The organism is Roseateles toxinivorans (genome assembly GCF_004362525.1).
Classification (GTDB): domain Bacteria; phylum Pseudomonadota; class Gammaproteobacteria; order Burkholderiales; family Burkholderiaceae_C; genus Paucibacter; species Paucibacter toxinivorans.
The window spans coordinates 334,687-347,549 of sequence record NZ_SNXS01000002.1; the positions used below are offsets into that span (position 1 = coordinate 334,687).

Annotated in this window: 14 protein-coding genes; 5 read left to right on the plus strand and 9 right to left on the minus strand. The window is 67.9% G+C overall.

Going from position 1 to position 12,863, the window contains the following annotated elements; genetic code table 11:
* Window positions 1–40 precede the first annotated feature (40 nt).
* Entirely contained in the window at window positions 41–1,030 is a 990-nt protein-coding gene (locus DES47_RS07250; RefSeq protein WP_166651893.1) for a LysR family transcriptional regulator, read from the plus strand.
* Here the strand turns inward: DES47_RS07250 and DES47_RS07255 are convergent.
* The 5 genes from DES47_RS07255 to DES47_RS07275 are packed head-to-tail and all read right to left on the minus strand — an operon-like array spanning window position 999 to window position 6,213.
* Window positions 999–1,799 carry an aspartate dehydrogenase gene (locus DES47_RS07255; protein WP_133700013.1) on the minus strand — a complete coding sequence of 267 codons (801 nt, stop codon included), beginning with the start codon at window positions 1,797–1,799 and terminating at the stop codon, window positions 999–1,001. The genes DES47_RS07250 and DES47_RS07255 overlap by 32 nt on opposite strands.
* The gene (locus DES47_RS07260; RefSeq protein WP_133700014.1) at window positions 1,796–2,602 is read right to left on the minus strand and encodes an FAD binding domain-containing protein; all 807 of its coding nucleotides are present in this window, start codon (window positions 2,600–2,602) and stop codon (window positions 1,796–1,798) included. The genes DES47_RS07255 and DES47_RS07260 overlap by 4 nt, the downstream gene beginning before the upstream one ends.
* Window positions 2,589–3,086, minus strand: coding sequence for a (2Fe-2S)-binding protein (locus DES47_RS07265; RefSeq protein WP_133700015.1), 498 nt, complete (start codon window positions 3,084–3,086; stop codon window positions 2,589–2,591). The genes DES47_RS07260 and DES47_RS07265 overlap by 14 nt, the downstream gene beginning before the upstream one ends.
* Window positions 3,087–3,089: 3 nt before the next feature.
* Window positions 3,090–4,052: a dihydrodipicolinate synthase family protein gene (locus tag DES47_RS07270; protein ID WP_133700016.1), complete on the minus strand. Its 963-nt coding sequence runs from the start codon at window positions 4,050–4,052 to the stop codon at window positions 3,090–3,092.
* A 10-nt stretch (window positions 4,053–4,062) separates the two neighbouring features.
* Window positions 4,063–6,213, minus strand: coding sequence for a xanthine dehydrogenase family protein molybdopterin-binding subunit (locus tag DES47_RS07275; RefSeq protein WP_133700017.1), 2,151 nt, complete (start codon window positions 6,211–6,213; stop codon window positions 4,063–4,065).
* Between the two features lie 196 nt (window positions 6,214–6,409).
* On the opposite strand from DES47_RS07275, the gene DES47_RS07280 reads away from it, so the two are divergent.
* Entirely contained in the window at window positions 6,410–7,522 is a 1,113-nt protein-coding gene (locus DES47_RS07280) for a porin (RefSeq protein WP_133700018.1), read from the plus strand.
* 29 nt (window positions 7,523–7,551) lie between these two features.
* Here the strand turns inward: DES47_RS07280 and DES47_RS07285 are convergent, their stop codons facing one another.
* Window positions 7,552–8,280, minus strand: coding sequence for a GntR family transcriptional regulator (locus DES47_RS07285; protein ID WP_133700019.1), 729 nt, complete (start codon window positions 8,278–8,280; stop codon window positions 7,552–7,554).
* Between the two features lie 213 nt (window positions 8,281–8,493).
* Between DES47_RS07285 and DES47_RS07290 the strand changes: the two genes are divergently transcribed.
* Complete coding sequence (locus tag DES47_RS07290) at window positions 8,494–8,961, plus strand: VOC family protein (protein WP_133700020.1); 468 nt, start codon at window positions 8,494–8,496, stop codon at window positions 8,959–8,961.
* A 62-nt stretch (window positions 8,962–9,023) separates the two neighbouring features.
* Here DES47_RS07290 and mnmC2 read toward each other — a convergent pair whose 3' ends face one another.
* Complete coding sequence (mnmC2, locus tag DES47_RS07295; protein ID WP_166651894.1) at window positions 9,024–9,773, minus strand: tRNA (5-methylaminomethyl-2-thiouridine)(34)-methyltransferase MnmC2; 750 nt, start codon at window positions 9,771–9,773, stop codon at window positions 9,024–9,026.
* Window positions 9,774–9,889: 116 nt separating this feature from the next.
* On the opposite strand from mnmC2, the gene DES47_RS07300 reads away from it, so the two are divergent.
* Window positions 9,890–10,618 carry a P-loop NTPase family protein gene (locus DES47_RS07300; protein ID WP_133700022.1) on the plus strand — a complete coding sequence of 243 codons (729 nt, stop codon included), beginning with the start codon at window positions 9,890–9,892 and terminating at the stop codon, window positions 10,616–10,618.
* Here the strand turns inward: DES47_RS07300 and DES47_RS07305 are convergent.
* On the minus strand, window positions 10,609–11,505 hold the full coding sequence (locus tag DES47_RS07305) for a transglutaminase-like domain-containing protein (protein WP_133700023.1): 897 nt from the start codon (window positions 11,503–11,505) through the stop codon (window positions 10,609–10,611). The two genes, DES47_RS07300 and DES47_RS07305, sit on opposite strands and share 10 nt — an antisense overlap.
* Before the next feature lie 128 nt (window positions 11,506–11,633).
* Between DES47_RS07305 and DES47_RS07310 the strand changes: the two genes are divergently transcribed.
* Window positions 11,634–12,056, plus strand: a complete 423-nt coding sequence (locus DES47_RS07310) for a cupin domain-containing protein (RefSeq protein ID WP_133700024.1) — start codon at window positions 11,634–11,636, stop codon at window positions 12,054–12,056.
* A 51-nt stretch (window positions 12,057–12,107) separates the two neighbouring features.
* Here DES47_RS07310 and DES47_RS07315 read toward each other — a convergent pair whose 3' ends face one another.
* Window positions 12,108–12,764 carry a glutathione S-transferase gene (locus DES47_RS07315; RefSeq protein ID WP_133700025.1) on the minus strand — a complete coding sequence of 219 codons (657 nt, stop codon included), beginning with the start codon at window positions 12,762–12,764 and terminating at the stop codon, window positions 12,108–12,110.
* Window positions 12,765–12,863 lie beyond the last annotated feature (99 nt).

Below are 12,863 nucleotides of genomic sequence, written 5' to 3' on the forward strand. Positions count from 1 at the left end.
GCTGCTGAACAGCATCCCCGTGGTTATGATCCTGCCGCCCATGTCCGACGACCGCCAATCTCCAGCCGCACGCCTGCGGCCCGTCAATGTTTCGCTGAAGCAGCTGCGCGGCTTTGCGGCCGTGGCCCGCCAGGGCAGCTTCACGCGGGCGGCGCAGGAGCTGTTCCTGAGCCAGTCGGCGCTGTCGGCGTTGATACGCGGGCTGGAGGCCGAGCTGGGCCTGCGCCTGCTGGACCGCACGACGCGGCGCCTGGAGCTGACCGAGGCTGGCCACGAGCTGGTGCCCACCGTCGAGCGCCTGCTCGCCGATCTGGACCATGCCGCGCACGAGCTGCGCGAGGTGGCCGAACGCCGCCGCGGCCGCGTGCGCCTGGGCACCACGCCGCTGCTGGCGGCCAGCATGATGCCCGAGCTGATGGTCAGCTTTGCCGCGGCCTGGCCCGGCGTCGAGCTGAGCCTGACCGATGCCAGCGCCGATGTGCTGCTTACCAAGCTGCGCCAGGGCGAGCTGGACCTGGCCCTGGCCACCTTCGACCATGCGGCCGAGCCCGATATCGAGGCCGAAACGCTGCTGGCCGACCCGATGGTGCTGGTCTGCGCGCGCGGCCATGCGCTGGCCGGCGAGGCGAGCCTGACATGGGCGCAGCTGCTCGATCAGCCGCTGCTCTTGTTGAAGCCCGGCAGCGGCCTGCGCGCGCTGGTCGAGCAGACCTTTGCGCCGCTGGGCGGCTGCCCGAAGCCGGCACAGGAAGTCAGCCACATCACCACGGCGATGGCGATGGCGGCGGCAGGCCTCGGCGTGGCCATACTGCCGGCCTATGCCCTGCGCGTCGGTGCGCCGGAGGGCCGGGCCCAGGGCTTGGTCGGCGTGCCGCTCACCGCGCCCGAGGTGCGGCGCGAGCTGAGCCTCGCGCAGCTGAAGCAGCGTTCGCTGTCGCCTGCGGCGCGGGCCATGGTGGAACATCTGAAAGCGCATCTGGTCGCTCCTGCCGCGTCTTCTACACGCTCACGGCGGCGCGCCGCGACATGATGGTGCGCAAGGCGCTGTAGGGTGTGACCAGCGAGGTCTTGGGGTTGTCCGGCGAGGGCAGGTTCTGCACCTGCACGCTCAGGCGGCCCACGACGCTCTGCGCCTCGATCTCGTGCACATTGCCGCTGGCCTGCGGGTCGGCGATCAGCTCGACTTGCGTGTCGTCGAGACCCAGCGTGCACAGCGCCAACGTGGCCGCGACATTCGCGTTCTTCGGATAGTCGCGGGCCGCCTGGCGTGCGGTGCCGCGGAAGAACACCGTGGCCTCGCGCACCGAGCCCAGATCGAGCAACTTCTCGGCCGGCGTGTCGCGCCAGGCCTGCGGCGGCTTGCGCGAGCGGTAGCAGACCGACTGCAGGCCGGCCAGGCGCGCGGCCTGCAGATAGTCCAGCCCGGCGAGCGCACCGGAGGGCAGCAGCACTTGGCGGCCGGCGGCGCGGGCGGCGCGCTCCAGGGCGTCGAGCACGTCCGGGTCGGACAGCACACCGACGGAGACCAGCAGCAGGTCGGCGCCGGCGGCAAGGCAGTCCGCCCCGTAGGCCCGCACCGCCTCGTGGCCGGCGGCCTCGACGATCAGATCGGGCTGCAGGGCGAGCAGCGGCGGCAGCTCGGTGTAGACCGGCACCGGCAGGCCCCCGCCCTCCTCGGCGCGGTGGCACAGCACGGCGATCAGTTCGACCTCGCTGCCGCCCTGCGCCAGCAGCTCGCGGGCGATCACGCGGCCGATGGCGCCATGGCCTATCAACGCAACACGTAGCTTCCTATTCATTCGCTTGCTTCCAGTGCTTGCTGCACCACCCGGCTGGCCAGCACGACCGCCAGATGGGCGCGGTAGTCGGCGCCGGCGTGCAGGTCGGCGGACATGATGTTTTCATCGACGCGCAGGCCTTGCAGTACTGCAGGGTCGAAGCGTCGGCTCAGTGCTTGCTCGAAAGCAGGCAGGCGTATGGCACCTTGCGAGGTGCCGGTCAAGGCAACACGAACGCCGTCGTCGAACTGCGCCACCGCCACGCCGACCAATGCAAAGCGCGAGGCCGGCTGTTCGAACTTCAGGTAAGCCATGCGGCGGGGCTGGCGCAGGCGTATGCCGCACAGCAGCTCGTCGGGCTCCAGCGCGGTGCCGAACAGGCCGGTGAAGAAGTCGTCGGCGGCGATCTCGCGTCGGTCGGTGATCAGCGTTGCGCCCAGGGCCAGCACGCCGGCCGGCCAGCAGGCGGCTGGGTCGGCGTTGGCGAGCGATCCGCCCACCGTGCCCATCGCCCGCACCTGCGCATCGGCGATGTGGCCGGCCATCTGGGCAAGGCCTGGCACCCAGGCTTGCAGCGCCGGGCTGGCGGCCAGCTCGCCATGGGTCTGCATCGCGCCCAGGCACAGCCGGCCCTGCTCCTCGCTGCTGCTGCGCAGCGCCGGGATGCGGTCCAGGGCGATCAGCCGTGCCGGTGCCATCAGGCCCAGCTTCATCGAGGCGAGCAGGCTTTGTCCGCCGGCCAGCAGCTTGCTGTCGACGCCGTCGCGCAGCAGGGCCAGCACTTCGGCCACGTTGGTTGGGCGGCAGTAGTCAAAGTCCTGCATCTGCAGCCTCGATGGATTCACCGCGCATCCGGCGCATGCCTTCGCAGACGGCGCCGACGATGCCCTCGTAGCCGGTGCAGCGGCACAGATTGCCGGCCAGCGCCTGGCGTACCGCACCGTCTTCGGCCGGCACGCCCTCGTCGGCCATCGCACAGGCACGCATCAGCATGCCCGGCGTGCAGAAGCCGCATTGCAGGCCGTGGTGCTTGGAGAAGGCCCGCTGCATCGGGTGCCAGAGCTTGCCATCGCTCAATGACTCGACAGTGTCAACGTGCGCGCCATCGGCCTGCAGGGCCAGCACATTGCAGGCCTTCACGGCGCGGCCATTCAGCCGCACGGTGCAGGCGCCGCACTGGGCGGTGTCGCAGCCGCGGTGGCTGCCGGTCAGGAGCAGGCGGTCTCGCAGCAGGTCCAGCAGCAGGGTGTTGGCGGCGGCGTCCAGCGTCTGCGGCTGGCCGTTGATCGTCAGGGCTAGGCGCGGCATGGCTCAACCCAGCTTCAGGCCGCTCAAGGCGAACTGCTCGCGTATCAAGGCCTTCTCGTCCTCGGTCAGCTGCAGCAGCGGCCGGCGCACCGGGCCGCCGGCCAGGCCCAGCAGCTCCAGCCAGTACTTGCTGTGCGCCTGCGGCTTGCCCAGCGGCTTGCAGGCCTTGAAGGCCTGGCGTGCGGGCTCCAGGCTGTCGCGCACGGCACGGGCCTCGGTGAAGCGGCCCGCGAAGGCCAGGCGCGTGTAGTCGTTGATGCGCTGGTCGGCGGCGGTCTGCAGCAGCAGCGGCGGGGTTGAGCACAGATACAGTCGCCAGCCCAGCTCCTCGATATTGTCCAGCCACTCCTCCTCGGACGCGGTGCTGACCTGGATCTGGTCACCGACCAGGCGGCTGAGCTCGCTGTACCTGGGCCGGGGCACGCTGTACTTGATGGCGACGATATTGGGCAGGGCGGCGATGCGGGCGCACAGCTGCGGGCTCATCAGATAGCCGCAATCGGGGTGGTTCCACATCGCGATTCCGATGTCCAGCTGCTCGCTCAGGTAGCGGTAGTACTCGTAAATCGTCTCGTCGGTGTCGGCGCCGAAATGCAGCACCGGGCTGTGCACGACGATCCAGTCGGCGCCCACGGCCTGCGCCTGGCGTCCCAGCTCCAGCACCGTGTCCAGATTCGCATCCGAGCAGGACATCACCGTGCGCGAGCGGCCCAGATCGGCCGCCACCTGGGCGGCGACCTCGAAGCTGCGCTTGCGCTCGGCCAGCGACATCGAGAAAAACTCGCCCTGCTTGCCGCAGACGAACAGGCCGCCGAGGTTCAGCGTGCCCATCCAGTGCTGCAGATTGGCGCGCATCGCTGCCTCATCGACCCTGCCGTCGCGGTTGAACGGCGTGAGCGTGGCGGCCCAGACGCCGGTGAAATGGGCCTTGGCATAGGCCTTGGCGTCTTGTTTGCTGTACTTCATTGTCGGGTTCTCAGTTGGTGGGGTTCTGCATCGCGCGCCAGAGGCGCTCGGCGCTGAGGGGAAAGTCGAGTTGCTGCACGCCGATCGGCCGCAGCGCGTCATGGGCGGCGTTGAGCAGGGCCGCGGGCAGGCCTATGCAGCCGGCCTCGCCCACGCCCTTGGCGCCCAGCGCATTGGCGGCGCTGCGCGTGGGCAGGCTGGCCAGGCGCACGGCGGGCAGGTCTTCGGCACGGGGCAGGGCGTAGTCCATCAGCGAGCCGGTCAGCAGCTGGCCGTTGTCGTCATAGACCAGGCGCTCCATCAAGGCCTGGCCGAGGCCCTGAGCCAGGCCGCCGAGCAGCTGGCCGTGGGCCAGTTCGGGCGAAACCACGTGCCCGGCGTCGTCCACCCAGACCAGGTCTTCTATCGTCGGCGCTCCGGTGTCGCCGTCGACCCGCAGCGCCAGCATCACGCAGCCCGCCGCCCAGGCCTCGTGGGCGACCTCGTGGAACAGCTCGACGCTGTGCGGCAGCGCCGCGCTTCCTTCGTTCAATTCCTGTTGCAGGCGCTGAGCCGCCTTCAGCACCGCCGAGCCACCGATGGCCGTGCTGCGGCTGGCCAGCGCGCCTATGCCGGCCGGGCAGGTGGCGGTGTTGCCGTGCAGCACGGTGATCTGGTCGGGCGCGCAGCCCAGCACCTGGGCGGCGATCAGCGCATAGCTGGTCTCGCGGCCCTGGCCCTGGGCGGTGGCACCGGTGGCGAGCAGATAGCGGCCATCGGCCTGTGCCGCCAGCCGCACCGATTCGAATCCCTGGCCGCAAGGCTCGACGTAGAGGGCCATGCCGATGCCGACGAGCTCGCCGGTGGCGCGGCGCTTGGCCTGTTCGGCGCGGCGGCGCGGATAGTCGAACAGCTCCGCCGCACGCAGCAGCAGCGCGGGCAGATCGCAGCTGTCGAGCCTTTGACCGTTGGGCCAGTCGGCCGGCAGATCCTGCGGGGCCCAGAGATTGAGCAGGCGCAGTTGCAGCGGATCGATGCCGCTGTGCGCAGCAGCCTCGTCGACCAGCCGCTCCATCAGGATGGCCGCCTCGGGCCGGCCGGCACCGCGGTAGATGCCCACCGCCGCCGCGTTCGACAAGCGCCCCTCGCCCAGCACCCGCTGCGCCGGCACTCGGTAGGGCCCCGGCAGGATGCGGCAGGCATTGCGCAGCGGTGCTGCGGCGCTGTAGGGCAGCCAGTGACCCAGCGCAAAGCGCAGCTCGGCCTGCAGGCCCTGCATGCGGCCCTGCGCGTCCACCCACAGCTTGCCTTCCAACCTGGCGGCGCGGCCGTGCGTGGCCGACAGCAGATCCTCCGAGCGGGTGGACTGCCATAGCAGCGGCCGCTGCAGCCGGCGCGAGGCCCAGGCCAAGAGCAGATCCTCCGGATAGACAGAGGCCTTGCCGCCGAACGCGCCGCCGACATCGGGCGCGATCACCTGCACGCGCTCCAGCGGCAGGCTCAGGCACAGGGCCAGGTCTTCGCGGGCGCGGCTGGGGGTCTGCGTGGACATCCAGGCCTGCAGGCTGCCGCTGGTGGTCTGCCAGGACATCAGGCTGGCCCGTGGCTCCATCGGCGCCGGGGCGACGCGGGGCAGTTCGACCTGAACCTCGGCGCTGGCCGCGGCGCCGGGCAACTGGCCGGTCCGGAACTCGCTGCGCAGCGCCAGATTGCCGGGCACGTTCTCGTACAGTGCCGGCGCGGCCTCGTCGTGATCGAGCACGGGCGGCAGGTCTTCATAGTCGGCAAACACCAGATCGGCCGCCGCCTGGGCCTGCTCCAGGGTGTCTGCCAGCACCAGGGCCACCGGCGCGCCGACGGCCAGCGCGCGGTCGCCGGGCATCAGCTCGGCCTCGGGCAGGCACATCTCGGCGAGCAGTCGGTTGACGCGCGGCTGGCACAGGCCGGAGAAATCACGCGGCCCCAGCACGGCCAGCACGCCGGGCAGTTCCTGCGCCGCCGCCAGGTCCAGGCTCAGCAGCCGGGCATGGGCGTGGGGGCTGCGCACGAACACCGCATGGGCCAGGCCGGGCTGGGCGATGTCGCCGACGAAACGCCCCTGGCCGCTGAGCAAGGCGGGGTCTTCGACACGCAGGAAGTCGGCGTTGGAGTCGACTTGAACGGGAGGCTGTGGCTGGAACATGAGGCGATTTGACACAGGCTTGACCAGCAATACAAACGCAAAATATTTGTTGATTCAGCAAGTTGTTGACTGAATAGCCTTGCGAGTGGCACGGCGTGATGTGTCCGGGAAACATCAGATTATTTGGATACTCAATCATTGTCATGTATACATACGACTTGTTGTGTGTCCATTAATTGATCGATAGAGGAACCCCATGCAGAAACAGCGAATCGGGCTTGGCGCCCTGTCACTCTCGGCCTCCACCTTGGCGGTCACACTGGCCTTCAGCACCGGCGCGCAGGCCCAGGTCAGCATCTACGGCTTTCTGAAGGTGGACATGGAGCATGTGAGCGCCAGCGGCGCCGGTGGCGGCATCGCCGGTGCCAAGCGCCTGGCCAACAATCTGTCGGTGCTGGGCTTTCGCGCGCATGAGGATCTGGGCGGTGGCCTGAGCGCCTGGGCGCAGATCGAGACCAATGTGCGCGCCGACACCGGCGAGGGCCCCTGGGGCGGTCGCAACACCGCCGTCGGGTTGAAGGGGCCGTACGGCGAGCTGATACTGGGCCAGTGGGAAACGCCGCTGCGCTTTGTGTCGGTCTATGCGATCGACCCGTTCACGGCTGGCATCTTTGCCTCCAACGGCATCCTGGGCAATGGCTTTGCGACGGCGGCCAACGGCCTTTCACCGCAGTCCTTCGACCGCCGCCAGCCCAACCTGATCCAGTATCACAGCCCGGTCGTCGAGGGCTTCGCCGCCCGCCTGGCCTATGCGCCCAGCGAGGAAAAGACCGACAAGTTGACGCCCGACATCTTCTCGGGCCTGGTGACCTACAACAAAGGTCCGCTCTACGCCGCCTATGGCTACGAGCTGCACCGCGACTACTTCGCCGCCGGTAGCAGCGACACGGCGCACCGCATCGGACTGGCCTATTCGATCGGTGCCACCCGGCTGCGCTTTGCCTGGGAGCGGCTGCGCTATGAGCCGGCTACGGCCAAGCAGCTGAGCCGCGATGCCTGGCAGATCGCCGCCACGCACACCATCGGCAGCGGCCAGCTGCGTGCCTCGTACGTGAAGGCGCAGGCGTCGAAGGGCAATGCCACGGCTGCTATTGGCAGCATCGCCGCGCCGGGCACCGACTCGGGCGCGACGCAGGTCTCGCTGGGCTATGGCTATAACCTTTCCAAGCGCACCGAGATCTGGGCCGCGTACACCAAGATTGACAACGGTGCCGCGGCGCTCTACAACCTGTCGGCCAACGGCATCGCCGGCTTGAAGGCGGGGCAGGATCCCTCAGGCCTGGGGCTGGGGATCACGCACAAGTTCTAGGCACGGTGGGTTGGAGCTGCTGGCTGCTGTCAGGCGGCGGACTTTGTCCGCCGTGTGGTCTTGGCCGCTGCCGGGCTCGCTGCTTTCACGGGCCGGGCCGTCTTTGCCGGCTCGCCTTCCTGCTGCTGCCTCAGCAGCTCCAGCACATTGATGCTCAGCCGCGCCGTGTGGTTGCGCATCGCCTCGTAGGAGCGCTCCGGGTTGGCGCTGAGGATGGCCTCGATGATGGCCTGGTGCTCGTCATGCGACACGGTGAGCCGGCGCTCGACCTTCTTCTGCGCGGCGCGGAACGGCGCCAGACGGTCGCGCAGGCTGTCCAGGATGCCGGTCAGCGTGCGGTTCTGCGCGCCTATGCTGAGCAGCTGGTGGAACTGGTGGTTCAGCTCCAGATAGCCGGCCTCGTCGCCGCGCGCCACGCAGTCTTCACTTTGCTGCTGCAGCATCTGCAGCTGCTTTTTCTGCACCGCGCTCATGCGCTCGGCGCTGATGCGGCAGGCCAGCGCCTCCAGCTCGACCATGGCCTCCAGCATGTCCGACAGGTCCTGCAGGCCGATGCTGCGCACGATGCCGCCCTTGCGCGGCTGCAGATCGATCAGCCCCCGCGCATGCAGCTCGCGCAGTGCCTCGCGTATCGGCGTGCGCGAGACCTGGAAGCGTTCGGCCAGCACCAGCTCCTCCAGTTTCTGGCCCGGCGGCAGTTTGCCGCTGACGATGTCCTCGGTCAGGCTGCGGCAGATGCCGGCTGATGCGTTTCCCATGCGTGAGTCCCTGTGGGCTGCTGCCCGCTGTGATGTCTTGTCCTGGCGTCCTGCAAAGCCCGCCGCCCCACTGCCGCGATTTTAGCGGTGCGGGACGCACGAATGCTTTGTCCGAGACGTATTGAATACATAAACATTATCATGTATACATACGACTGTTGTGATTTCACGTCCTCCACCCCCCAACCGAACCGAAAACCTGAGGCCATCAAAATGTCTGGAAAACTGCGCCATGTCGCCATCTCGGTGCCCGATCCCTGGGCCGCCGCACCGTTCTACGAACAGGCCTTCGGCCTGAAGAAGGTCGGCGAGACCGACTCGTCCCTGGCCCGCGGCGTCTATCTCAGCGACGGCACCGTGACCATCGCCCTGCTCAACTACAAGACCGACGAGGCCGCCGGCGAGCGCGGCCGCGACTATGTGGGCCTGCATCACATCGGCTTCTGGGTCGACGAGATCAAGGAGGCACGCGCCCAGTGCGAGGCCGCCGGCGGCACCTACTACATGGGCGAGGTGCCGGTGAAGGGCAATATCTTCTACGAGGTCAAATATCGCGACCCCAACGGCGTGATCTGCGACCTCACCGACCACGGCTGGGGCGGCGCATCGAAGGACGGCGGCACGCCCAACGGCCCGGCCCTGCGCAACCCCGATCTGGAGGCCGATCGCAGCGGCCTGTAATCCTGCGCAACAAGCATGTTTGAGAGTGTTGGGGGCGTCACTCCAGGGGCGCCCCCCTTTTTCTATGCCGCGGCCGCTGTGACACGCAGGCGTTCGAACGTCGCCTCCAGCCTATGCCGCTTCGGCGGCAGCCCCGGGCGCTTTTTCACCGTGAAGCCCAGCGACTGCAGCGTCTCGCGCACCGCCAGCGCCACCGAGTAGCTGGCCACCGTAGCGCCGGGCTGGCACAGGCGGGCCATCGCGGTAAGCGTGTCGGTGCTCCACATATCCGGGTTCAGGGCCGGAGTGAAGCCGTCCAGATAGACCGCATCGGCCTGGCAGGACGACAGCCGCGCCAGCATGGGCAAGACCTGACCCACGGCCAGGATGAGCTGCACACGGCCATCGGCAAAGCGAATCTCGTGCAGGCCGGGCGACCATTCGCTCCAGGCCGCGGCCAACTCGGCCGCCAATACCTGCACGCGGGCCAACAGCGGTGCCTGATCGCCGTCCATCGCCGCCAGGCTTTGCACGCTGCGCAACAGATCGGCGGCGGCCACCGGGTAGGCCTCCACCGAGACGAAGTTCAGCTGTTCGCAGCGCTGCGCATCGCCCTCCCAGGCGGCCCAGGTGCAAAGGAAGTTCAGCCCCAGGCCGAAGCCGGTTTCCAGCACGGTGAAGTCTCGCCGGCCCTGCCAGCGCCCGGGCAGGCCGCAACCGGCGAGGTAGACGGCGCGGGCCTGGGCCAGCCCGCCATAGCGGCTGCGGTAGAGGTCATCGAAACGCGGGCTGCGGGGGCTGCCGCCATCGGTCCATTCGACGGGTTCGTTCATGCTGGGTCTGGCAAGGCTCTCGGCGATCATGCGATGCAGCGCATTTTCCACGGCGCGGGCACGCGACTTGCGTCAGTGGCTGCACAATCAATCATCACACCCAACCGGCAGCCCCCATGGAAGTTCCGAAGCTAGACCAGAACGCAAGTTCCAAGATTCACCTGATCGGCGGCGAGAAGGGCGGCGTCGGCAAGTCGCTGGTGGCACGGGTGCTGGCGCAGTATTTCATCGATCACCAACTGCCTTTCACCGGTTTCGACACCGACCGCTCGCATGGCGCGCTGCTGCGCTTCTATGCCGACTACGCCTCGCCGGTGCTGGTGGACCGCTACGAGATGCTGGATCACATCGTCGAGCGGGCCGTCGAGCAGCCCGGCTCGCGCGTGCTGGTCGATCTGGCGGCGCAGACCCACGAGCCGCTGGTGGCCTGGATGGACGACTCCGGCGTGCTCGACATGGCCGACCTGTCCGGCTTCTCGCTGCACTACTGGCATGTGATGGACTCGGGCCGCGACTCGGTTGATCTGCTGACCCGGCTGCTGGACCGCTTCGGCCAGCGCCTGCGCTATGTGCTGGTGCGTAACCAGCTGCGCGGCAATGACTTCAGCCAGCTGGAGAAATCAGGCCAGCTGGAGCGGGCGCTGAGCTACGGCGCCAGCGTCGTCGACCTGAAGCATCTGCATGATCCGGTGATGCAGAAGATAGACGCGCGCAACAGCAGCTTCTGGGCCGCCAAGAACAACGGCTCGGCGCCCGACAACGCCGGCCTGGGCCTGATGGAGCGCCAGCGGCTGAAGCTCTGGCTGCACCACGCTTACGCCGAGGTCGCCAAGGCTCAGCCTTGACCCTGAGCTGAGGCTTGGAACGGCCCGTCACCTGAAGACAGGGCCTCCCGCGTGTGGTGCGGCAGGCGTATGCCGTGGGCACCGTCCTCGACGGCCCAGGCCCGTATCAGCGGTGCGCCCGACTGCACCGCGCCGAAGATGGTCGCGAAGGCCACGTCGGCCGCGTCGCGCCCGGTACCGAAGCGCACCAGGCCCATCGGAATGGCCGTGCCCGAGGGGTCGAAGGTGTACCAGCGGCCACCCAGATAGACCTCGACATAGGCATGAAAGTCCGGCGGACCCAGAACGGGGTCGGCGCCGTAGTCGGTGCCGGTGGTGAAGCGGGCCGGGATGTTGATGGCGCGGCACAGGGCGATCATCAGGTGGGCGAAGTCGCGGCAGATGCCGGCACGGCCTATCAGGGTGTCGACTGCCGAGGTGTTGGAGTTCGAGGTGTTGGGGGTGAACGCGACATGGCGCTGTACCCAGTCGCGAATCGTCTGCACCCGGCTGTAGCCCTGGCGCAGGCTGCCGAACTCGTCATTGGCCAGCTTCAGCAGCCGGTCCGACTGGCAGTAGCGGCTGGGGTAGACGTAGCTCATCACCTCGGGCGGCAGCAGGCGCACCGGGACCTCGGCAATCTGCTCGGTCTGGCCGCGGTGGTGGGTGATGTCCACCGTCGCCTGATAGGCCACGCGCAGATCGCCCGGAAAGGCGCTGAGCCTCATATAGCGGTTGCCGGTGATCGGGTCGGTGTGGATCTGCGAGGCGACGTTCTGGCTCAGCACCAGGTTCTCGGCCGAAATGCTCTGGTGCGCGGTGTGCGCGGCGTGGATGTTGAACACGAAGTCGGCGCCTTGCGGGCCCACGGTGTAGTTCAACTCGATTTGAAGTTCGATGCGGATCATGGCGGGCCCTGGGGCAGAGATGTTGCTGACGAGCCAGCCAGGACGGGGCCTGGGCTGGAACGAGAAATGCTTGCTGCGATTGCACCGCAGCCTGGCCGGGCCTGTCCAGGTGTGAAGAGGAGCTTCTCATGTCGGAAACCGCTGACACCCTGTTCTCCCATGTCAAACCCGAGCAGACCGGTTATGTGAGTGGAGGCCTTCGCGACTTCTTTCTCTACCGCGATCTGGGCGTCGCCGCCGCCACCCAGGGCAAGGTCATCGCGCACCTGGTGAAGGCCAATATGGCGCCCGAAAAAGGCACCGGCTGGCACCGCCATGAGGCGGAGTTCCAGATCGTCATCATGCTCAAGGGCTGGGCCCGCTTCATGTACGACGACCAGGAGACGCTGGTCGAGGCCGGCGACTGCGTGCACCAGCGGCCCGGCATCAAGCATTTCCTGTTCGACTACTCGCCCGATATGGAATACCTCGAGATCGTCTCGCCGGCCGATTTCAAGACCATAGACGTCGAGCCGGTGTGCCCCATTCCGGATCCGACGCCCTGGAACTGAGCGGCGGCGCACGCTATTGCAGAGGCGGGCACCAAGCCGGTGCCCGCCTTCCTAAAATTCAGCATCCAACTCGTCGATCTCATCCGGCTCATTGCGTGCCGCGTCCACCCACTCCTGCATCGCCGGCAGGGCCATGATCTGGCGGCAATAGGTGGTGCATGTGGCGTCCAGCGGCACGTCATAGGTCAGGAAGCGTGTCACCACCGGCGCGAACATCGCATCGGCCATGCCGGGCTTGCTGCCGAACAGGTACGGCCCGCCATAGGTGGCCAGGCATTCGGACCAGATCGTCAGCACGCGGTCTATATCGCTCTGCGCCCGCGACCAGACCAGGAACCTCGGGAAGTGGGCCTTGATGTTCATCGGCAGCGAGGAGCGCATCGCGCTGAAGCCCGAGTGCATCTCGCCGCAGATGGCGCGGCAGTGCGCGCGGGCCGCCAGATCGGCCGGCAGCAGGCCGGCGCGTGGCTTGACCTCGTGCAGGTACTCGCCGATGGCCAGCGTGTCCCAGACGTGTATGCCCTCGTGCTCAAGAGCCGGCACACGCATCGAGGCGGAGAGCAGCAGCATCTCGGCCTTCATCGCCGGGTCGTCCGGTGAAATCACGTTCTCGCTGAACTCGAGCTTGGCGAACCTGGCCATCAGCCAGCCTCGCAAGGCCCAGGCGCCGTAGTTCTTGCTGCTGATCGTCAGTACCGCTTTGGTCATGTCGGAGCTCCTGCTGCCAGCGACGGTTGCAAGCCCTGTGCCACATATGGCCGCGAGCCTTGGCTCGCAACTTGCATTCACCGCGGCCAGACTCCAACG